The sequence below is a fragment of the Thermus sp. H19.2 genome, assembly GCF_054979525.1.
The window spans coordinates 1,324,121-1,343,847 of sequence record NZ_CM143429.1 but is presented as its reverse complement, the minus strand read 5'-3'; the positions used below and the strand labels follow the sequence as shown (position 1 = coordinate 1,343,847).

The 19,727-nt window shown below is 69.8% G+C and carries 21 protein-coding genes; 6 read left to right on the top strand and 15 right to left on the bottom strand.

The window, feature by feature from the left end; genetic code table 11:
• Positions 1-36: 36 nt before the first annotated feature.
• From ACY5J6_RS07345 to ACY5J6_RS07335, 3 genes are all read left to right on the top strand, one after another.
• Entirely contained in the window at positions 37-774 is a 738-nt protein-coding gene (locus ACY5J6_RS07345) for an SDR family oxidoreductase (protein ID WP_462844340.1), read from the top strand.
• Positions 775-839: 65 nt separating this feature from the next.
• Complete coding sequence (locus ACY5J6_RS07340) at positions 840-1,115, top strand: hypothetical protein (RefSeq protein WP_462844339.1); 276 nt, start codon at positions 840-842, stop codon at positions 1,113-1,115.
• 2 nt (positions 1,116-1,117) lie between these two features.
• Positions 1,118-2,284: a serine hydrolase domain-containing protein gene (locus ACY5J6_RS07335; RefSeq protein ID WP_462844338.1), complete on the top strand. Its 1,167-nt coding sequence runs from the start codon at positions 1,118-1,120 to the stop codon at positions 2,282-2,284.
• Positions 2,285-2,458: 174 nt separating this feature from the next.
• Here ACY5J6_RS07335 and mntR read toward each other — a convergent pair whose 3' ends face one another.
• The gene (gene mntR / locus ACY5J6_RS07330) at positions 2,459-3,118 is read right to left on the bottom strand and encodes a manganese-dependent transcriptional regulator MntR (protein ID WP_462844337.1); all 660 of its coding nucleotides are present in this window, start codon (positions 3,116-3,118) and stop codon (positions 2,459-2,461) included.
• A gap of 23 nt (positions 3,119-3,141) precedes the next feature.
• Between mntR and ACY5J6_RS07325 the strand changes: the two genes are divergently transcribed.
• Positions 3,142-4,716, top strand: a complete 1,575-nt coding sequence (locus ACY5J6_RS07325) for a gamma-glutamyltransferase family protein (protein WP_462844336.1) — start codon at positions 3,142-3,144, stop codon at positions 4,714-4,716.
• Here ACY5J6_RS07325 and ACY5J6_RS07320 read toward each other — a convergent pair.
• Together ACY5J6_RS07320 and ACY5J6_RS07315 are read right to left on the bottom strand one after the other, a co-directional pair.
• Entirely contained in the window at positions 4,713-5,621 is a 909-nt protein-coding gene (locus ACY5J6_RS07320) for a DUF72 domain-containing protein (protein ID WP_462844335.1), read from the bottom strand. The two genes, ACY5J6_RS07325 and ACY5J6_RS07320, sit on opposite strands and share 4 nt — an antisense overlap.
• A gap of 39 nt (positions 5,622-5,660) precedes the next feature.
• Positions 5,661-5,942, bottom strand: a complete 282-nt coding sequence (locus tag ACY5J6_RS07315) for an ArsR/SmtB family transcription factor (protein ID WP_462844334.1) — start codon at positions 5,940-5,942, stop codon at positions 5,661-5,663.
• Here ACY5J6_RS07315 and ACY5J6_RS07310 point away from each other — a divergent pair.
• A complete protein-coding gene (locus ACY5J6_RS07310; RefSeq protein ID WP_462844333.1) occupies positions 5,865-8,018 on the top strand; it encodes an arsenate reductase (azurin) large subunit in 2,154 nt (717 codons plus the stop codon). The two genes, ACY5J6_RS07315 and ACY5J6_RS07310, sit on opposite strands and share 78 nt — an antisense overlap.
• Positions 8,019-8,091: 73 nt before the next feature.
• Entirely contained in the window at positions 8,092-9,033 is a 942-nt protein-coding gene (locus tag ACY5J6_RS07305) for a YbgA family protein (RefSeq protein ID WP_462844332.1), read from the top strand.
• A gap of 148 nt (positions 9,034-9,181) precedes the next feature.
• Here the strand turns inward: ACY5J6_RS07305 and fni are convergent, their stop codons facing one another.
• The 12 genes from fni to ACY5J6_RS07245 all read right to left on the bottom strand — a co-directional run bounded on the left by fni (position 9,182) and on the right by ACY5J6_RS07245 (position 19,645).
• Complete coding sequence (gene fni, locus ACY5J6_RS07300; RefSeq protein ID WP_462844331.1) at positions 9,182-10,180, bottom strand: type 2 isopentenyl-diphosphate Delta-isomerase; 999 nt, start codon at positions 10,178-10,180, stop codon at positions 9,182-9,184.
• On the bottom strand, positions 10,177-11,745 hold the full coding sequence (gene crtI / locus ACY5J6_RS07295; protein WP_462844330.1) for a phytoene desaturase family protein: 1,569 nt from the start codon (positions 11,743-11,745) through the stop codon (positions 10,177-10,179). Before crtI ends, fni begins: the two co-directional genes overlap by 4 nt.
• A 57-nt stretch (positions 11,746-11,802) precedes the next feature.
• The gene (locus ACY5J6_RS07290) at positions 11,803-12,921 is read right to left on the bottom strand and encodes an MFS transporter (protein ID WP_462844329.1); all 1,119 of its coding nucleotides are present in this window, start codon (positions 12,919-12,921) and stop codon (positions 11,803-11,805) included.
• Between the two features lie 45 nt (positions 12,922-12,966).
• On the bottom strand, positions 12,967-13,383 hold the full coding sequence (locus ACY5J6_RS07285; RefSeq protein ID WP_462846505.1) for a PIN domain-containing protein: 417 nt from the start codon (positions 13,381-13,383) through the stop codon (positions 12,967-12,969).
• Positions 13,380-13,640, bottom strand: a complete 261-nt coding sequence (locus ACY5J6_RS07280) for a type II toxin-antitoxin system prevent-host-death family antitoxin (protein WP_462844328.1) — start codon at positions 13,638-13,640, stop codon at positions 13,380-13,382. Before ACY5J6_RS07280 ends, ACY5J6_RS07285 begins: the two co-directional genes overlap by 4 nt.
• A 113-nt stretch (positions 13,641-13,753) precedes the next feature.
• Positions 13,754-14,776: a glycosyltransferase family 2 protein gene (locus ACY5J6_RS07275; protein ID WP_462844327.1), complete on the bottom strand. Its 1,023-nt coding sequence runs from the start codon at positions 14,774-14,776 to the stop codon at positions 13,754-13,756.
• Positions 14,773-15,447, bottom strand: coding sequence for a lysophospholipid acyltransferase family protein (locus tag ACY5J6_RS07270; protein WP_462844326.1), 675 nt, complete (start codon positions 15,445-15,447; stop codon positions 14,773-14,775). Before ACY5J6_RS07270 ends, ACY5J6_RS07275 begins: the two co-directional genes overlap by 4 nt.
• 4 nt (positions 15,448-15,451) lie before the next feature.
• Entirely contained in the window at positions 15,452-16,150 is a 699-nt protein-coding gene (locus ACY5J6_RS07265) for a lycopene cyclase domain-containing protein (protein WP_462844325.1), read from the bottom strand.
• Positions 16,147-17,316, bottom strand: coding sequence for a cytochrome P450 (locus ACY5J6_RS07260; RefSeq protein ID WP_462844324.1), 1,170 nt, complete (start codon positions 17,314-17,316; stop codon positions 16,147-16,149). Before ACY5J6_RS07260 ends, ACY5J6_RS07265 begins: the two co-directional genes overlap by 4 nt.
• Positions 17,317-17,325: 9 nt before the next feature.
• Positions 17,326-17,505 carry a hypothetical protein gene (locus ACY5J6_RS07255; protein WP_462844323.1) on the bottom strand — a complete coding sequence of 60 codons (180 nt, stop codon included), beginning with the start codon at positions 17,503-17,505 and terminating at the stop codon, positions 17,326-17,328.
• Positions 17,506-17,514: 9 nt separating this feature from the next.
• The gene (gene phr, locus ACY5J6_RS07250) at positions 17,515-18,798 is read right to left on the bottom strand and encodes a deoxyribodipyrimidine photo-lyase (RefSeq protein WP_462844322.1); all 1,284 of its coding nucleotides are present in this window, start codon (positions 18,796-18,798) and stop codon (positions 17,515-17,517) included.
• Between the two features lie 4 nt (positions 18,799-18,802).
• The gene (locus ACY5J6_RS07245) at positions 18,803-19,645 is read right to left on the bottom strand and encodes a phytoene/squalene synthase family protein (RefSeq protein ID WP_462844321.1); all 843 of its coding nucleotides are present in this window, start codon (positions 19,643-19,645) and stop codon (positions 18,803-18,805) included.
• Between the last annotated feature and the right edge of the window lie 82 nt (positions 19,646-19,727).

The following is a 19,727-nucleotide window of genomic DNA, read 5'->3' as shown; positions in this document are numbered from 1 at the left end:
GAGCCTACCGACCGGTTGGTCGTCTGGAGGTGCGGGATGCGGCTCAAGGACAAGGCGGTGCTCATCACGGGGGCGGCCCACGGCATCGGCCGGGCCACGCTGGAGCTTTTCGCCAAGGAGGGGGCGAGGCTCGTGGCCTGCGACATAGAGGAAGGCCCCTTAAAGGAGGCGGCGGAGGCGGTGGGGGCCTTTCCGGTGGTCATGGACGTGGCCGACCCCGCCTCCGTGGAGCGGGGCTTCGCCGAGGCCCTGGCCCACCTGGGGCGGCTGGACGGGGTGGTGCACTACGCCGGGATCACCCGGGACAACTTCCACTGGAAGATGCCCCTGGAGGACTGGGAGCTGGTCCTTAAGGTGAACCTCACGGGGAGCTTCCTGGTGGCCAAGGCGGCCTCCGAGGCCATGCGGGAGAAAAACCCGGGGAGCATCGTCCTCACCGCCAGCCGGGTCTACCTGGGGAACCTGGGGCAGGCGAACTACGCTGCCTCCAAGGCGGGGGTGGTGGGGCTTACCCGGACGTTGGCCCTGGAGCTTGGGCGGTGGGGGATCCGGGTGAACGCCTTGGCCCCGGGGTTTATTGAGACGCGGATGACGGCCCAGGTGCCGGAGAAGGTGCGGGAGAAGGCCATCGCCGCCACCCCCTTGGGCCGGGCGGGGAAGCCTTTGGAGGTGGCCTACGCCGCCCTCTTTTTGGTCTCCGACGAGTCCAGCTTCATCACCGGGCAGGTCCTCTTCGTGGACGGGGGAAGGACGGTCGGGGCGGCCCCGGCCTAAGATCACCCCCTGCGGGCTTGCGCCCGCAGGGGGGCCCCGGCGGTGGGAGGGTGTAGGCTTAGGGCATGCGGGTCTTAGGCTGGTTCCTCTTCCTTCTGGGGCTCGTCCTCGCCTGGTCTCTCCTGAGCCCCTTCGTGGCCCTGGCCCTCGCCCTCTTCGCTCTTCCCCTGGTCCTCCTCCTCGCCGCCTTGGCCCTCCCCGTGGCCCTTTTGCTGGCGGTACTGGGGGTGGCCTTGAGCCTCATCGGCCTTTTCGTGAAGTGGCTTCTTCCCTTGGGCCTTCTCCTCCTCGCTCTTTGGCTCCTTTTGAGCCCTAGAAGGCCTGTTCCCCAGGGGTGGTGAGGATGGACTTTCGGAGGCTGGACGCGTACTTCCGGCGCATGGTGGAGGAGGGCCTTCTCCCCGGGGCCGTGGTCCTGGTGGCCCGGGAGGGGGAGGTGGCCTTCCAGGGGGTCTATGGGTACCTGGACCCGGGGCGGGGGCTTCCCATGCGGGAGGACGCCCTCTTCCGCCTCTACTCCATGACCAAGCCCTGGGTCTCGGCCCTGGCCCTAAGCTTCGTGGAGGAAGGGGCGCTTTCCCTTCTGGACCCGGTGGAGAAGTACCTGCCGGGGTTTTCCGCCCTAAAGGTGGGGCGGGAGGTGGGGGAGGAGGTGGTCCTGGAGCCCCTGAGGCGCCCCCTCACCGTCTACGACCTCCTCCGCCACACGGCGGGCCTCACCTACGGGGTCTTCTTCCGCTCCCCGGTGAAGCGCCTCTACCTCGAGGCCGGGGTGGACCGGTTTGACCTCGGTCGGGAGGCCTTTTTGGAGCGTCTCGCCGCCCTTCCTCTGCGCTTCCAGCCCGGGGAGGCCTTTGAGTACGGCCTCGCCACCGACCTCCTGGGCCACCTCCTGGAGGCTTTGGCGGGGCGGGGCTTGGCGGAGCTTTTGGAGGAGCGGGTTTTCCGCCCCTTGGGCATGGAGGACTCGGGCTTCCAGGCCAAAGACCCCGCCCGCCTGGCCCAGCCCTTCCCCCAGGACCCCGAAACCGGCCGGAGGATCGCCCTCCTCCCCGTGGAGGCCCCGCCTCCCCGCTACGCCGGGGGGATGGGGGGTGTGGGCACGGCGGCGGACTACCTCCGCTTCCTCGAGGCCCTCCGCCTGGGGCGGGGAGTGCTTTCCCCCACCATGGCGCGTTTCATGGTCCAGGACCACCTGGGAAGCCTCTACCTCGAGGCCCTCAAGCGGGGGCCGGAGTACCTTCCCGGGCCCGGGTACGGCTTCGGCCTGGGGGTGGCGGTGCGGGTGGAGCCCATGGGCTACTCCCCGGGCTCCGTGGGGGAGTGGACCTGGGCGGGCTTTGGCGGGACCTTCTTCTTCGTGGACCCTGCCCTAGGGGTTTCCGCCCTCTACCTCACCCAGGCCCCGAACCTCCTCTCGGTTCTGGAGCCCGAGCGGGCGCTTCACTCCCGGCTTGGGGCCCGGCTCCAGCACGCCTTCCGGACCCTGGTCCACCTGGGCCTGGAGTGAAGTCCGGGGAAGGTCCCGGCGGGTGGCGAAGCGCACGGAAGCTCTAATACCCCTTTGGCGTGAATCCTTCGCCCAAGCCCAGGTACGGAAGCCCCGCGGGCCTTTTTGGCCGGGGCCCCCATGCTGGCTTGGGCCAGCATGGGGTGGTATAAGGGCTCCACGAGGCGCATGCCCTTAGCCTAAAGGCTCCACCCCCACCGCTTGAGCCAGGGCCTGGGGCAGGAGGAAGACCTCGCCCCTTATGGCCACCCGAACCCCTTCCCCCTTGTCCACCACGAGGAAGCGGACCCCGGGCCTTAGGTGCAGGTGGGCGAGGAGGTTCAGGGTCCCCGGGTCTTGGGCCAAGGCCCGGACCATCCGCACCTCCCCCAGGGGGGCCTGGGGCAGGGGGATGGCCGGGGTGGGGGTGAGGGTGAGCTCGGGGCTCGGGATGGGGTCGCCGTGGGGATCAAAGGCCGGGTGGCCCAGGGCCTCGGCGATGCGCTCCTCCAGGGCCTCGCTGATCACGTGTTCCAGGCGCTCGGCCTCCTCGTGGACCTCCTCCCAGCCGTAGCCCAGGGCCTGATGGAGGAAGGCCTCGAGGAGGCGGTGATGGCGCAGGACCTCCAGGGCCACCTTTCGCCCCGCCTCCGTGAGCCTGGCCCCCCGGTAAGGGCTGTGGTGCACCAGCCCCAGGGCCGCCAGCTTCTTGAGCATCTCCGTGGCCGAAGGGGGCTTGACCCCGAGCCGCTCCGCCAAGGTTTGGGTAGGGACGGGACCCCCAAGGCCTTCCTCCAAGAGAAAGAGCTGTTTCAGGTAATCCTCCTGGGCTTCCGAGAGGGGGGTGCGGGCCATCCCCTTAAAGGTAGCATGGGGCCATGGACCTCACCCACTACCCCTACCCCTCCCGCCGCCACGTGGTCTTGGGAAGGCGGGGCGCGGTGGCCACGAGCCAGCCTCTTGCGGCCCTGGCGGGGATGGAGATGCTCTTAAGGGGGGGAAGCGCTGTGGACGCGGCCATTGCCATGGCCGCCTGCCTCACCGTGGTGGAGCCCACCTCCAACGGGATCGGGGGGGACCTCTTCGCCGTGGTGTGGGACGGAACCCTCCACGGCCTGAACGCCTCCGGGAAAAGCCCTCTCGCCCTCACCCCGGAGAGGCTTCCCGGAAGGATGCCGGAGCGGGGCTGGCTTCCCGTGACCGTTCCGGGGGCGGTCTCGGGGTGGCGGGCCCTGCACGAACGCTGGGGCAGGCTTCCCTTCGCCGAGGTCCTCGCCCCCGCCATCCGCTACGCCGAGGAGGGCTTCCCCGTGGGGCCGGAGACGGCGAGGAGCTGGCGGCGGGCGGAAGGCGTATTTCTTCCCCTGGAGGGGCCGGAGTTTGGGCCCTTCAAGGAGGTCTTCTTCCCCGGAGGGAGGGCCCCAAGGGCGGGGGAGGTGTGGCGGAGCCCTTTTCACGCCAAGACCCTTAGGGAGATCGCCGAGAGCTACGGGGAAAGCCTTTACCGGGGGCCCTTGGCCGAGGCCCTTCTCCGCTTCAGCGGGGCCACGGGGGGGCTCCTTACCCGGGAGGACCTGGAGGCCCACGCCCCGGAGTGGGTGGCCCCCCTTTCCACGGAGTACAAGGGCCTGACTGTCTGGGAGCTTCCCCCCAACGGCCAGGGGGTGGCGGTCCTCCTCGCCCTGAACCTTTTGGAGGGGTTTAACCTGAGGCCGGAGGACCCCTGGAGCTACCACGTGCAGATCGAGGCCATGCGCCTCGCCTTGGCGGACACCTACCGCTTCGTGGCCGACCCCCGGCACATGGAGCTTTCCCCCGAGGCCTTCCTCTCCAAGACCTACGCGGCCGAGAGGAGGAGGCTTATTGGGGAGAGGGCCCTTCCCCGGGTCCTTCCCGGGCTCCGCCCCGAGGGGACGGTCTACCTCGCGGCGGCGGACGGGGAGGTGATGGTCTCCCTCATCCAGTCCAACTACCAGGGATTTGGCTCGGGGGTTTTGGTGCCGGGGACGGGGATCGCCCTGCAGAACCGGGGCCTGGGCTTCAGCCTGGAAGAGGGGCACCCGAACCGGGTGGGGCCGGGGAAGAGGCCCTTCCACACCATCATCCCGGGCTTTCTCACCCGGGAGGGGAAGCCCCTTGGCCCTTTTGGGGTCATGGGGGGGTTTATGCAGCCCCAGGGGCACGTCCAGGTGGTGGTGGGCCTGGCGGACCTCGGGCTGAACCCCCAGGCGGCCCTGGACCGGCCCCGCTGGCAGGCGGTGCCGGGGGACGAGGTGCTTCTGGAGCCCGGCATCCCCCAGGCCACGGTCCTCTTTCTCAAAGACCTGGGGCACCGGGTGCGCTACGAGGCGGAGTACGGCTTCTTTGGGCGGGGCCAGGCGGTTCTTCGCCTTGGGGAGGCCCTTTGCGCCGCCTCGGACCCCCGGGCGGAGGGGCTAGCCCTGGCCCTTTAAAGCAAGGCCTCGGACCCAGCCCTGGGCGGGAGGCCTAGGAGGCGTTTGAGGCCCAAGGCGGCCTCCACCCCTTGGGTGCCGTAGTTGTTGTTGAAGATGACGAAGACCCTTTCCGCCCGCTCCGCCAGGGTGCGGGTGGCCTCTGCCAGGTCCAAAAGCTCTTCCTCGGAATACCGCCAGTTGAAGCGCTCGTAGGGCTTTTGGTGGGGTCCCTTCCAGGTTTCGGTGTTCCGGCCGTGGCAGCGGAGCACGGCCACGGGATGGGTGGGCTCCAGGACCCTCGGTGGGGCCTCCGGGTGGGGGGGCGCGTCCACGCTCACGTGGATGAGGCCGAGGCGCATAAGCTCCCGCTTCACGAACCCCCAGGCGGTGTACCACTTGGGGTTGCGGAACTCCACGGCCACCCAGTATCCCCGGGTCCTCTCCGCCAGGCGCTCCAGGTACCGGAAGCTCCTGGGTTTGGGCTCGGTCCAGGGAGGGAGGCCGAAGTGGAGGTAGCCCAGCTTACCCGCTTCCCTCAGGGGTTCTAGGGCGGCGAAGAAGCGTCCCCAGGATTCCTCCACCACCTCCTCCGGTACCTCCCGCTGGGGGAGGTGGCCCTCCTTTTGGGGGAGGAGGGCCCTCAGGTCCTTGGGAAGGGCACCCGCCTCGAGGCCGTGCCCGGTGAAGGCGGAGAAGGCCTTGACGTGGAAGAGGAAGCCCTTTGGCGTCCTCTCCGCCCACTTCCGCACCACCTCGAGGCGGGGTAGGGCGTAGAAGGTGCTGTCCACCTCCACGGTGTCCAGGTGTTGGGCGTAGTAGCGAAGGCGCCTTTCCGGGTGGTGCCTCACCTCTTTGGGGTACCAGCCCGAGGCCAAGAGGGTCTCGTCCGTCCAGCTGGCCGTGCCCACGCGGATTTCCGCCACGCCCTCATGGTAGGGCAAGGGCGTGGGGCCAGGTGGCGTTTAGCCCGTTTTCTCAACTTCCAAGGCTTTCCTCGCCTGGCGGGCCAGGTGCAAAAGCTCGTGGGCCAAAGCCTCCAGGGCTCCCGGGCGCAGGCGGTAGTAGATCCAGCGCCCTACCCGCACCCCTTCCACCAGCCCCGCTTCCCTCAGGATGCGAAGGTGGTGGCTCACGGTGGGGGCGGAAAGGCCCGTTTTCTCCTTCAGGTGGCAGAAGCAAACCCCAAGGGCATCCGGGACCGGGACGGCAACGACGACAACATCGCCGTGAAGTGCTACGACCACGGGGGCTCGGGCCAGGGCTTTGAGGACAACTACGGCGCCGGGAAGCTCTTCTTCTCCGCCCTCTCCGTGAAGCACATCGCCATCCACAACCGCCCCGCCTACAACTCCGAGGTCTGGGGAAGCCGGGAAAGGGGCGTCCACGAGCTGAACTACACCTACGAGGACGCCCGGCTTGCCGACACCATCGTCCTCTGGGGGGCGAACCCCTACGAGACGGCCACGGTGTTCTACGCCGAGCACATGCTCCCCAACCTCCAGGGGGCTACGGTGGCGGAGAAGCAACAGGTCTTTGATCGGGGCGAGCCCGCCGAGCCCGGGTACCTGATCGTCATCGATCCCAGGAAGACCAGCTCCTACACCCTGGCCGAAGCTGTGGCCAAGGACCGCGTCCTCCTCCTCCAGCCCAACCTGGGCACGGACTACATCCTGGCCAACGCCATCGCCCGGGCGGTTTGGGAGAAGGGCTACTACGACATGGCCTACCTCCAGGCCCGCACGGACATGGCCCTCTTTGAGGAGTACAAGGCCAAGAGCCTCAAGCTCCAGGTGCCCTACAGCGAGTTCATGGCCCAGGCGGAGCGCATTACCGGTGTGCCCCGGGCCCTGATAGAGAAGGCCGCCGACTGGATCGCCAAGCCCAAGGTGGGCCGCTTCAAGCGCCGCACCCTCACCATCTACGAGAAGGGCATCATCTGGAACATGAAGAACTACGACCAGGTGGCGGCCATCGTCCAGCTCGCCGTCCTCACCCACAACATCGGCCGGCCTGGCACGGGCTGCGGCCGCCAGGGCGGGCACCAGGAGGGGTACGTCCGGCCCCCTGCCCCCACCCCGGGCTCCATCTACCGGGGCGGGCCTCCCGTCAACGTGGACAAGTTCCTCGTGGAGGGGAAGGGCAAGTTCTACTGGGTCATCGCCACCGACCCTTACCTCTCCACCCCCAACAGCCAGGTCTTCCGCAAGCGCATCCACGAGCGCACGGAGAAGCTCACCAAGGCCCTGGGCGCCGGGGGCGAGCCCGGGACCATCCAAGAGCGGGCAAAGAAGATCCTGGACATCCTCTACCAGGACCCCGACGCCCTCTTCCTGGTGGTCCAGGACATCTACATGACGGAGACCGCCCGGGACGCCCACCTCATCCTCCCCGCCGCCGCCTGGGGCGAGGCCAACGATACCTCCATCAACTGCAACAGCCGCCTCCTCCGCCTCTACGAGAAGTTCATGGACCCGCCCGGGGAGGCCAAGCCCGACTGGGAGATCTTCAAGTGGGTGGGCCTGCGCATCGCCGAGCTCTACCGGGCCGAGGGGAAGCTGGAAGAGGCGAAGAAGTTTGAGTTCGGCAAGAACTGGAACACGGACGAGGACGTTTTCCTCGCCGGGGCCGAGGAGTTCAGCGATAACGCCGTGTCCGAAGAGGACGAGGCCAAGCTGGAGGCGGAGAACTACAAGGGGGTCACCTACAAGTTCCTCAAGGAGGTGGGCCAGCGAGGCATCCAGACGCCGGTGCGCCGCGACCCCAAGACGGGGAAGCTGGTGGGTACGGTGCGCCGCTACACCCACAAGTTCGGTACCCCCGACGGCAAGTTCAAGTGGTACGGTACCGACGACTGGGAGGGCTACCCCGCCGAGGTGGCCAAGTACCTGGAAGGGGAGAAGGCCCGGCAGTACCCCTTCTGGGTCACCACCGGTCGGGCCCAGACCATTTGGCAGACCGCCTACCACGACCGCCACCTCCCCGAGAAGGCCCTGGCTTTGCCCCTCCCCTACGTGGAGGTGAACCCCGAGGACGCCAAGCGCCTCGGCCTCCAGTCCGGGGACCTGGTGGAGGTCTACAACGAGGAGGGGAACGGCACCTTCCTGGTCTACGTCACGGACGCCGTGAAGCCGGGCATGCTCTTCCTGGTGATGTACCACTGGCGGGGCACCTCCAACTCCCTGGTCTCCGACTACACCGACCCCAAGACCACCATCCCCTGGTACAAGGGGACGCGGGCCAACCTCAGGAAGGTGGCGGGGGCCCTCCCCTCCGTGCAGCAGACGGCGAGCTTCCTGCAGCAGAACAAGTTCGGGGATTGAGCCTTCGGTTTTCCTGGGCCCCGGCCCAAGGCCGGGGCCTTTGCCCTCTCCTGCCGCCCTGTACCATGGGGGCATGGAGTCCTGGCCCAAGCCGCGCCTGGTGGTGAGCGCCTGCCTGGGGTTCGCCGCGGTGCGCTACTCCGGGGAGCTCATCCCCGACAAGATCGTGGCCGCCCTAAGGGCCCATGTGGACTTCCTCCCCGTCTGCCCCGAGGTGGAGATCGGCCTCGGGGTGCCGAGGCCCGTGGTGCGCCTGGTGCGGGGGGAAGGGGGTCCCAGGATGGTCCAGCCCCGGACCGGGGAGGACCTCACGGAGAGGATGCGGGCCTTCGGCCGGGGGTTCCTCGAGGGGTTGGGACCGGTGGAGGGCTTCCTCCTCAAGAACCGCTCCCCCTCCTGCGCCCTCAAGGACGCCAAGGTCTACGCCCACCCCGAGGGGGGCGGGGTGGTGGGGAAGGGACCGGGGCTTTTCGCCCAGGCGGTGGAGGAGGCCTTCCCCCTCCTTCCCAAGGAGGACGAGGGGAGGCTTACCAACCCCCGCATCCGGGCCCACTTCTTCACCCGGGTCTTCGCCCTCGCCCGGCTTCGGCGGGTGGGGGACCTTCCCGGCCTCATGGCCTTTCACGCCCGCTACAAGCTCCTCCTCATGGCCTACAACCAGAAGGAGGCCAGGGCCCTTGGCCGCCTCCTCGCCGGGGCCCAGGGGAGGCCCTTCCCCGAGGTCCATGGGGCCTACGAGGAGGGGTTTTTGCGGGCCACGGGGAGGCCTTACCGCCTCGGGGCCATGGCCGACGCCCTCTTCCACGCCTTTGGCTACTTCAAGAAGGCCCTCGGCGCCCAAGAAAAGGCCCACTTCCTGGATCTCCTCGTGGACTTCCGGGAGGAGCGCCTTCCCCTCGAGGCCCCCCTGGCCCTCCTCGCCTCCTGGGCCCGGCGCTTCCACGAGCCCTACGTGGAGGCCCAGGCCCTCTTGGAGCCCTACCCCCGGGCCCTGATGCGCGTTCCCGAGGCCTAGAGAAACCGGGCGAAGATCCGGCCCAGGGCCTCAGGACGGGTCAAGCCACCTCCCTTTCAGGGCCTCCCGCTGAACCCGGAGGAGGGGCTCGGTGTCCCACCACTCCCGGGCCAAGCGGGAAACGTAGCTCCCTAGGTTCAGAGGTCGTCTACACCCGCTCCACCCGCCCCCGGGCCTCCTTCGGGTTCCTCGCCCCGATGGCGAAGAGGGCGGTCCTGAGTTCCTCCAGGTAGTCCCGGATCCAGGCCGCCGCCTTTCCCGCCCCCTCCAGGGCGGGCCTGAGGAGGGGCCTGGCCACCGCCACCAGGTCCGCCCCCAGGGCCAGGGCCTTGGCGGCTTCGGTGCCCGTGTAGACCCCGCCGGAGGCCACCAGGGGGAGGTGGGGCAGGACCTCCCGCACCTCCAGGAGGGCCTGGGCGGTGGGGATCCCGATCTCGCAGAGCTCCGGGTGGCGCACCTCCCCGAAGCGCACCCACTCCTCCACCCGGGCCCAGCTCGTCCCCCCGGCCCCGGCCACGTCCACCGCCGCCAAGGGAAGGTCGCGTAGGGCCAGGGCCGCTTCCCGGGAGAGGCCGTGCCCCACCTCCTTCACCATCACGGGGAAGGGGAGGGGGAGGAGCGCGGCGAGCCTCTCCACGAGGCCCCGGAAGTCCGTGTCCCCTCGCTGCACCGCCTCCTGGAGGGGGTTCACGTGGAAGGCGAGGGCGTCCGCCTCCAGCATCTCCACGAGCCGGAGGAGGTCGTCCCGCCCGTAGCGCCTGAGCTGGGCGAGGCCCAGGTTGGCGATGAGGAGCGCCTTTGGGGCCACCTTGCGCACCCGGAAGCTCCTTAAGGCCTCGGGTCGCTCCAGAAGGATCCTGCCCGAGCCCAGCATCATCCCCACCCCTAAGGCCTCCGCGGCCTCCGCCAGGGCCAGGTTGATCCTCTCCCCGTTTTCCTCCCCCCCGGTCATGGCCCCGATGAGGAAGGGGGCCTTCAGGGTCTTCCCCAGGAAGGGGGTGGTGAGGTCCACCTCGCCTAGGGCGAGGCCCGCCAGGGCCTGGTAGCGGAGGCGGAAGCCTTCCAGCCCCGTGGTGGTCCTCTGGAAGGCCACGTCGCCTTCCAGGCAGGCCTCGAGGTGCTTCCGCTTCCTCTCCCGGATGTTCACCCCCGCGCCTCCAGAAGGCCCTTAGGGGCCCTTTCCAGGCCCAGGTCGTGGGCGATGAGCCGGGCGGTCATCTTGGCGGACATCATCACGCTGGGCAGGCCCGCCCCCGGCTGGTAGCTCTGGCCCACCAGGTAGAGGCCCCGCACGTCCTCGGAGCGGTTTTTGGGGCGGAAGGAGGCCGTCTGCCAGAGCACGGGCTCGGGACCGAAGGCGTTGCCCAGGTGGCTATTCAGGGTCCACTGGAAGTAGTCCGGGGTGATGAAGTGGGTGTAGACCAGGCGGTCCATGAGCCCGGGGAGGTACCCCGCCTCGTCCAGGTAGCGGAGGGCCTTCTCCAGGTACTGGGGGCCGAGCCTTGCCCAGTCCAGGCCGCTCCCGTTGTGGGGCACGGGGATGAGGGTGTAGGCCGCGTGGTGCCCCGGGGGGGCCAGGGAGGGGTCGGTGAGGGTGGGAAGGTGGAGGTAGTGGGCGAAGTCCTCGGGGAGGACCTTCCGCCAGAAGATGTCCCGGAGAAGCCCCTCGTAGCGATGGGAGAAGAGGACGTTGTGGTGCTTAAGCCTTTCCCCCTCGTCCCCCCGGGCCTTGAAGCCGAAGTAGGCCACGAAGAGGCTCAGGGAAAGCCTTGTGCGCTTGAGGCGCCAGTCGCCGTGCCAGAAGCGGTCCTCGGGGGCGAGAAGCTCGCCGTAGGTGTGGACGTAGTCGGCGTTGGAGACCACGAGGTCGGCCTCAATCTTCTCCCCGTCCTGAAGCACCACGCCCACGGCCCGGCGCCCCTTGGTGAGGATGCGGCGCACGGGGGCGCCATAGCGGATTTTCCCCCCGAGCTCCTCCAGCTTCCGCACCAGGCCCCGCACCAGGGCCCCCGTCCCCCCCATGGCGAAGTGCACCCCCCAGCGGCGCTCCACAAAGTGGATCATGGCGTAGAGGGCGGGCACCTGCAGGGGGTTTCCCCCGATGAGGAGGGACTCAAAGGAGAAGATCTGCCGGGTCTTGGGGCTCTTGAAGTAACGGGAGACCAGGGAGAAGAGGGGCCGCACGGCGTCCAGCCGGAGGAGGTCCGGGGCCACCTTGAGGAGGTCCAGGAGGCTGCCGAAGTGGGTGAAGCCGAGCTCCAAAAAGCCCTTCTGGAAGAGGGCCTTGGCGTGGCCCTCAAAAAGGCGGTAGCCCTCGAGGTCCTCCGGGGCGAGGCGGGCGATCTCGCCCTTCAGGTGCTCGGGGTCGTCTTTGTAGTCAAAGTGGGTGCCGTCCGGGAAGTGGAGGCGGTAGAAGGGGTCTAAGGGGACCAGCTTCACGTAGCGCTCCGTCTGCTTAAGCCCCCCCTCCTCGGGGAAGTCGGGGTAGAGCCTGGGGTCGCCTGGAGCGGTGGCGAAGAGGTCCTCCAGGAAGGGGGGGACGGTGATCACCGTGGGGCCCATGTCAAAGGTGAAGCCCTGGGCCCGGTGCACAAAGGCCCTTCCCCCAGGCCCCGGGAGCTTCTCCAGGACCAGGACCTGAAGGCCCATGGCGGCAAGCCGGATGGCCGCCGAGAGCCCTCCCACCCCGCTTCCGATGACGATGGCCCGCATGGGGAGGAGTCTACCAGGCCCAGGGCCAAAAGAGTTGGGCCTGGCCCACACAGGGGGCTACCCCCGGGAAAGGAGCCTCGGGCCGGAGAGGGAGAGGAGAAGGAAGCCCAAGGCCGAGGCCCCGTAGACCCCCTCCACCCCCATGGCCCGGCCCAACCCCCCGGCGAGGAGGGCCCCGAGAAGCCCGAAGAGGCCGCTCACCAGGGCTACCGCGCCTCCTAGGCGGCCCAGGAGGGCGTCCGGGGCGAGGCGCTGGCGCAGGGAGAGCTCCAAGACCGTCCCCGCCACGGCGCTCACCCCTGGCAGAAGGGCGAGGCCGAGGGCGAGGCCGAAAGGGGGAAGCCCGAGGAGCCCGCCGAAGGCCAGGGCGTCCAGCCCGAAGAGGAGGGCCAGGGCCCTACCTGGACCTAGGGGTGCCAGCCGGGCCGCCAAGAGCCCCCCCAGGGCCCCGCCCAGGCCGAAGACGCCGGAGAGGAGGCCGAAGCCTTCCGGCCCGTAGGCCTTCAGGGCGAGGAGGGGCAGGAGGGCGTAGGCCATGACCCGCAAAAGGTCGCCGAGGCCCACCAGCAGGAGGACCTTGCGGAGGAGGGGCGCCTCCAGGAGGAAGGCGAGCCCGGCGAAAAGCCCCTCCTTGGCCCTCCCTTCCGGGCGCACGGGGCCGGGAAGCCCTAGGAAGGGCAGGGCGGCGAGGAGAAAGGCCCCCGAGGCCGCGAGAAGGGGATACGTCCACTCCCGGGCGAAGAGGAGGCCCCCCAGGCCGCTCCCCAGAAAGCCCGCGAGGAGGAAGGCGCTGGAGACCAGGCCATGGGCCCACTCCAGCCTGTCCCGGGAAACCAGGCGGGGCACCAGCACCCGCCCCGCGGCGAAGAGGCCCAGCGCCCTTCCCAGGAGGTAGAGGGCGAGGAAGGCCCCGGGGCCGAGGGCCCCCAAGGCCAGGGCGGAAATCCCCACCGCGCCTCCCCGGAGGAGGAGGGCGAAGAGATGGGCCCTCTTCCGGTCCACCCGGTCCAGGAGGTACCCGGCGAAGGGGGCCAGGACCGAGGCACCCCAGCCGATGGCGTGCTGAACCCCCAGGAGAAGAGGGTTTCCTTGGGCGGCGAGCCAGAGGGCCGTCCCCGTGTCCCAGAGCTCCTCCGCGAGCCCCGAGAGGAAGAGGGAAAGGAGGAGGAAGGCCATTGGGACCAGTTTTCCCCAGGCCTAGACTTCCGGGTCAGTCCGCCCTCACACTTCCCAGGGGTTCAGGAGGGGCACGGGGAGGTGGCGGAAGCCCTCGGTGTTTCGGGTGACCAGGGTCAGGCCGTGCCGGAGGGCCGTGGCCGCCAGCATGGCGTCCAGAGGGGAAAGAGGCCTGCCCTCCACCAGGGCTTTCCCCGTGAGTTCCCCCCAGATCTCCATCACCTCGGCGTCCAAGGGGAGAATTCGCCCAGAGAAGCTCTCCTTCAGCTCCGAAAGCCAGATGGCGAGGGTGGGCCGCCGGGCTTCCGGGGCCCGGGCTACCCCCTGGGCGAGTTCCCCAAGGGTTAGGGCCGAGAGGTACGCCTCCCCCACCTTGAGCTGGCGCAAAAAGGCGAGCACCCTGGGATGGGGGCGCTTTTTGAGGGGTTCGGAGACCACGTTGGTGTCCAGGAGGTACTTCAGAGCTCCACCTCCCGGAAGCCCGCCTTTGGCCTTTGGAAGAGGGCTTCCACCTCCTCGTTGGGAAGGGTCTTGGGGGGCCTAAGGGCCTCGAGGACCGAGGTCTCCTCCCCGACGAGCCGGGCGTAGGTCTCCCAGTCCAGCACCACCACCGCCTTCTTGCCCCGGCGGAGGACGAGCTGGGGCTCGCCCCTAAGGGCCCGCTCCACCACCTCCGAGAAGCGGGCCTTGGCCTCCTGGAGTTGCCAAACGGCCTTCACCCTTTCAGGGTACCCGGAATAGACCGGTCTGTCTAGTTGAGACGGGGGGGCCAGGGTCAACCCCTCGGTGAGGCTTTGCCGGGGCTCCACGCCGGCCCGGGTCGGCATGGCGCCTACACCTCCCGCCCCTTCCAGCGCTTCCCCGGGAGGAGGGCCCGGAGGTACACGGGAAGGAGGAGAAGGGGGGCGAGGGGGGGGAGGAGGCCGGGCCAGAGGGGCCCCCCCAGGGCCCACTGCACCGCCAGGCGCTCCAGAAGCCCCATAAGCCCGAGCTCCCACCGCCCGAAGAGCCAGGGGAGGGTGTAGAGGGCGAGGTGGTAGAAGGCGGAGCCCAGGAGGAGGGCGGGGTTCTTTAGGTGGACCGCCAGGAAGTTCTTCGCGAAGCCCGCCACCGCCTCCACATAGCCCCGGTACATCCGCGCCCGGAAAAGCCCCCCGCCCAGGAAGAGCCCGTAGGCCCCCATCCGCCTCGCCAGGGCCACGTCCTCCAAGACCTCCCCCTTCACCGCCTCGTGCCCCCCGATGGCGAAGTAGGCCGCCCTTCGGAAGGCCAGCACCTGGCCGTTCGCCACCCGTAGGCGCTCCAGGAGGGGGTGGGGGAGGAAAGAGAAGAGCCCGTTCATCACAAAGGCCACCAGGGCGCCTTCCCTAGGGCCCACCTCCTGCCGGGGGAGGGCGGAGACCATCTCCTTCCCCTCCAGGGCCTCCAGAAGCCCGCCGAGGGCTCCCTCTTCCCAGAGGACGTCGGCGTCGGTGAAGACCAGGACCTCCCCCCGGGCCTCCTGGGCGAGCTGGAAGCAGGCCCAGTTCTTCCCCGTCCAGCCCGGGGGCGGGGGGGTGCCCCGGAGGAGGCGGAAGGTGGGGTGGTGCCCCGCCACCTCCAGGGCCGCTTGGGCGGTGCCGTCCTCGGAGAGGTCGTCCAGGACCAGGACCTCGAGGGCCCCCTGGCGGAGGAGGGCGGGGAGGGTCTTCTTTAGGTTCTCCGCCTCGTTCCGGGCCGGGACGAGGAGGGAGGCCGTGGGCCATGGGGGGGTAGGGCGGGGCCTTAAGCGGAGGAAGGCGAGGAGGTTAAAGAGGAGGCCGAGCCACCTCAGGAGGAGGAAGAGGAAGACCCCGAAGAAGAAGTCCCCCGTCATGGGAGAAGCCTCACCAGAGGGTGAATCCATTCCTCCAGGCTCCGCCTTCCCCGAAGCACCTCCCGAAAGCCCTCCGGCACCTCCCTCGGGTGGGTGCGGACGAGGAGGGCGTCAAGCTCCTGCAGAAGCCCACCCAGGGCGCCCTCCAGGTTTCCTTCCGGGGGAAGGGGCTTCCCCACCCAGAGGAAGGCCTCGGGGTGCTCGTAGCCCCGGAGGACCACCCTCAGGGCCACGGGGAGGAGGGGGACCCCCGCCTTCCGCGCAAGCCACGCAGCTCCTTTCCGAAGGGGCCCCAGGGGCCCCGGGTAGCGCATCTCCCCCTCGGGGAAGAGGGCCACCCACTCTCCCCCCATGAGCCTCCTCAGGGCCTCCCGGACCCTCCCCGCCTCCAGGGTCCCGGCGAGCTTGAGCATGGGGAAGGCCCTGAGGTTCTCCTCGGCCACCAGGAGGCTCGTGGGCTTCCGGTAAAGCCTTCCCAGGAGCCACACCAGGTGCCCGTCAAAGAAGTTGTGGTGGTTCAGGGCGAGGACCAGGGGTCCTCCGGGGGCCTCCCCCCGCAGGTAGACCCCCCGGAGGCTCCCTTTTAGGCTTCGGAGGAGGAGGGCCTCCACCAGGAGGCGCAGGGCCTTGCCCGTGGGCCTATCCTTGAGGGTCTCCCAGAGGTCGGCCACGGGGCTATCTTAGGCGCCTCAGGGCCTCGGGGTGCCAGGCCAGGAGGAGGCCCTGGACCACGGCCAGGTTGGTGCAGAGGAAGAAGACCATCTCCTCCAGGGGAAGCCCCAGGACCCCTAGGCCCAGGGTGTACTGGGGGGAGATCCACCAGATCCCTTCCCGGATGGCCCAGGCGTCGGCGAACCAGAGATAGAGGGTGGGGAGGCCCGCCCCGAGGAGGAGGGCCCGCCGCCAGCCCCAGAGGAGGTCTCCCCCGAAGGCCCACTGCAGGACGAAGACCGAGGCGAAGTAGGCGAGGGTGAGCCCCAGGTAAAGCCCCTTCCCCTCGAGGGCGAGGAGGAGGACCCCCAGGGCGGCCGCGAGGAGCCACACCCCGCCCCCCACCACCCGGGCGAGGCCCCGCCCCGCCGAAGGCGGCGCCCCCGCCACCCGGTGGAGGAAGGCCCCGGTGAGGAGGGGCTGGAGGAGGAAGAAGAGGTACTCCTCCAGGGGCACGTAGCCCAGGCGCAGGAGGACCCTGCCCTCCGGATAGCCCCAGACGCCTTTCCACACCAGGTAGTTGTCCCAGGGGGTGGTGTAGAGGAGGGCGATGAGGGGCATGAGGAGGTAGGCCCAGAGCCTGGGGGGCCGGGGAAACCCGGTGGCCCAAAGGACCAGGAGGGGAGGAACGAGGAAGACGAGGTGGAAGGCCAGGTAGGTCACGCCCGCACCCCCTCCCTTGGCCGGGCGGGAAGCCCGCCCTCGGGCCTCAGGGTCACCTGGGCGAGGACCCGGGGGAAGGGGAGGGGGTTTAAGCGGAAGCGGCGGAAGAAGGCTCTGAGGACGATGGGGCCCTCGAGGAGGGCGAAGTCCCGCCCCAGGCAGAGCCTCTGGCCCAGGCCAAAGGGGAAGTAGCGCCCCGAGGGGGTTCCCTTTTCCTCCAGGAAGCGTTCAGGCCGGAAGGCTTCCCCATCGGGGAAGTAGAGCCTCTGGGTCACGTAGGGGGAGAGGACCAGGGTGGTGCCCGGGGGGAGCCGATCCTTTCCCAGGAGGAGGGGCCTCTCCAGCCTCCGGGTGAGGACCCAGGCGGGGGGGAAGAGCCTCAAGGCCTCCTGGAAGGCGGCGAGGGCCGCTTCCTCGCTCTGGGCCACATGTTCCTGCCAGTCGGGGCGGTGGGAGAGGAGGAGGAGGGACCAGGTGAGGGCGCTGGCCACGGTCTCGTGCCCCGCCACCAGGAGGGTCACGGCCTCGCTCAGGGCGCGCTTTCGGGGGAGGCGGCTTAGGGGCGGGTGGGCGATCAGGCCCTCCGCCTCCCGGTAGAGGGCGGCCCGGTCCTTACGGAAGCGGGCCTCGGCGGGGAGGTGGAGGAGGGCCAGGGGGCTCCGGGTCTGGGCCATGATCCGGTCCAGGGCCTTGAGGGCGTGCTCCGCGAGGCTTGGGGAGAGGGGCTTCCCGAAGAGGGCCCGCCCGAGGAGCCGTAGGGAGAGGGCGAGCATCTCCCGGTCCAGGTCCCGCTCCTCCCCCCGCCACTCCCTGAAGAAGGCCCGGGCCTCCTCCTCCACGGCCCCCCGGTAGGCCCGCACCGCCCTGGGCAGGAAGGGGTCCTTGAGGGTCTTGCGCGCTTCCTTCCAGCTTTCCCCCCAGTCAGTAAGGAGGCCCCTCCCCGTGAGGCGGGAGAGGGCCCGGTACTGGAAGGTGGCCTTGGTGGGCCCTTCGGCGAGGAGCGCTTCCTCCACCCCCTCGGGGTCGAAGACCAGGGCCAGGGGGAAGCGGGGCAGGGGAAGGAAGAGCCTGGGGTGGGCCCGGCCCCACTCCAGGAGGACGGCGAGGGGGTCTTCCTGGAGGCGCTTTAGGTGGGGAAGGACCTCCTTGAAGGAAAGCCGCTCCATGGGGGCATTCTACTTGCGCACCAGGGGGCAGTACCCGGAGCGGGCCATGAGGAAGGCCAGGAGGGCGAGGCCCAGGGAGAGGGGCTTTTCCGGGCGGAAGAGGGCCAGGCCCAGGAAGAGGAGGGCCATGGCGTAGCGGAAGAGGGCGATGGCCCGCAGGGCCTTTTGGGGGTCGCGCACCTGGAACATGGCCCTACCCTACCCGGCCTCCTCCGGGGGGAGGGTGGCCTGGCCTACCAAGCCCCGGGCCAGCTCCAGGTAGCGCCGCCTCGCCTCCTCCAGGTCCACCACGGGGTCCTTGGGGGCGTAGGAGGGGTACTCCGGGGCCCAGCGCTTAAGCCACCTCCCCTCGGGGTCGTGGCGCTCCCCTTGGGCCACGGGGTTGAAGACCCGGAAGTAGGGGGCGGCGTCCACCCCCAGCCCCCCCGCCCACTGCCAGCCCTGGAGGTTCACCGCCCGGTCGCCGTCCAGGAGGAGGTGGCGGAAGGCCTCCTCGCACCTTTGCCAAGGGAGGAGGAGGTACTTCACCGCGAACTGGGCCGCCACCATCCGCGCCCGGTTGGAGAGGAAGCCCGTGGCGTGGAGCTCCCGCATGGCGGCGTCCACCAGGGGGACGCCCGTCCTCCCCCGGTACCAGGCCTGGAAGGCCTCCTCGTCTTCCCGCCAAGGGAAGGCCTCGTAGCGGCGGTCCAGGGGCTTTTCCGCCATCCAGGGGAAGCGGTGGAGGAGGTGGTAGGAGAAGTCCCGCCAGAGGAGCTCCGAAACCCACTTCCTCGCCCCTTCCCCGCCGCGCCTTTCCGCTTCCCACGCCGCTTCCCGGGGGGAGAGGACCCCCAGGGCGAAATAGGGGGAGAGCCTCGAGCCCCCTTCCCCGTCCAGCCGGTCCCGCTCCAGGGGGTAGCGGGCAAGCCCCCTCTCCAGGAAGGCCAAAAGCTTCCCTCTGGCCGCCTCTTCCCCCGGAGCGGGGAGGGGGGCGTCGGAGGCCTCCTGGGGAATCTCCCCCTCTTCCGGGGCCTGGGGCAGGGCCAGGGGGGCGGGGAGGGGAGGCTCGGCCCCCCGGTATTGGCGGCTGAAGGGGGTGTAGACCCGGTAGGCCCGGGGGAGGTCGGGGGGGACGAGGTGGGGGGCGGGGAGGAGGTGGAGGGGGACGGGCAGGGCCTCCTTCACCCTCCCGTCCCGGTAGCGGCCGTAAGGGGTGTGGCTCCTCAGGGCGTAGACCGCCTTGGCCCTGAGCCTCTTCGCCGCCTCCGGCACCTTTTCCCAGGGAAGGCCCTCCAGCACCCAAAGGGCCCCGCCCCGGGCCCGGTAGGCCTCCCGGAGGGCCCGGACGTTTTCCAGGAACCAGGCCCGCCTTCTGGGGGAGGTCCTCAGGTGGTGAGGGTCCAGGACCACGAGCCCCACCACGGACCCTTGGGAGAGGGCCTGAAGGAGGGCCGGGTGGTCGGAGAGGCGGAGGTCCGCGCGGTGCCAGACCAGGACCATGGGCCTAGGGTAGCTCCCCCGCCGGGGCCCGGGCGGCGAGGAGGGCTTTGGGGAGGAGCCAGAGCCTTTCCCAAGGCTTCAGGTGGGCCCGGTGGTGGAGGTTGTCGTAGCCTTGGAGGCGGAGCTTGTCCAGGATGCCCTGATACTGCAAGGCGGCGAGGGCGATGGCGGCCCGGCCCACCCGGAGGTGCTCGAGGCCGGAAAGCCCTTCCCGGTAGAGGGCCCGGGCCTTCCCCTCCAGGTAGGCCATGAGGCTCCGGTACCCCGGGGAGATGCGCCCCGCCCGCAGGTCTTCCACCCGCACCCCGTGGGCCCGGAGGAGGTCCAGGGGCAGGTAGACCCGGTCCCGCCTGAGGTCCTCTCCCACGTCCCGGAGGATGTTGGTGAGTTGCATGGCCTGCCCCAGCTTCACCGCCTTCTCCGCCGCCTTCTCCCCCCCGGCGATGGGGGCCATCATCCGGCCCACGGTGCCCGCCACCTGGTAGCAGTAGCGGAGGAGCTCCTCTTCGGTCTTGAGCCGCACGGGGCCGAGGTCGGTCTGGAAGCCCTCCCGCATGTGGAGGAAGGCCTCAAAGGGGATGGGCCAGCGCTCCAGGGCCCAGGCCAGGCCCTTCTCCCACTCGGAAAGGGGCTCCCCCCGGTAGGCCCGCTCCACCCCTTTCCACCATTCCTCCAGGGCCAGAGGGCCCCCGCCCTCCCCGTCCACGGCCTCGTCCCCCAGGCGGCAGGCGGCGTAAACCGCCCAGGCCCCCTTGCGGGCCTCCTTGGGGAAGAGGAGGCTTCCCAGGTAAAAGGTGGCGGAGTGGGCCTTGAGGAGGCGGGATAGGGCGCGCCAGTCGGGTTCCATAGGGCCTTCCTTTCCCCTTCAGCCTACCCGTGGCTCCCGGGGGAGGACTTTTGTCCCGGTCACAAAGGGCGTGGGTGGACAA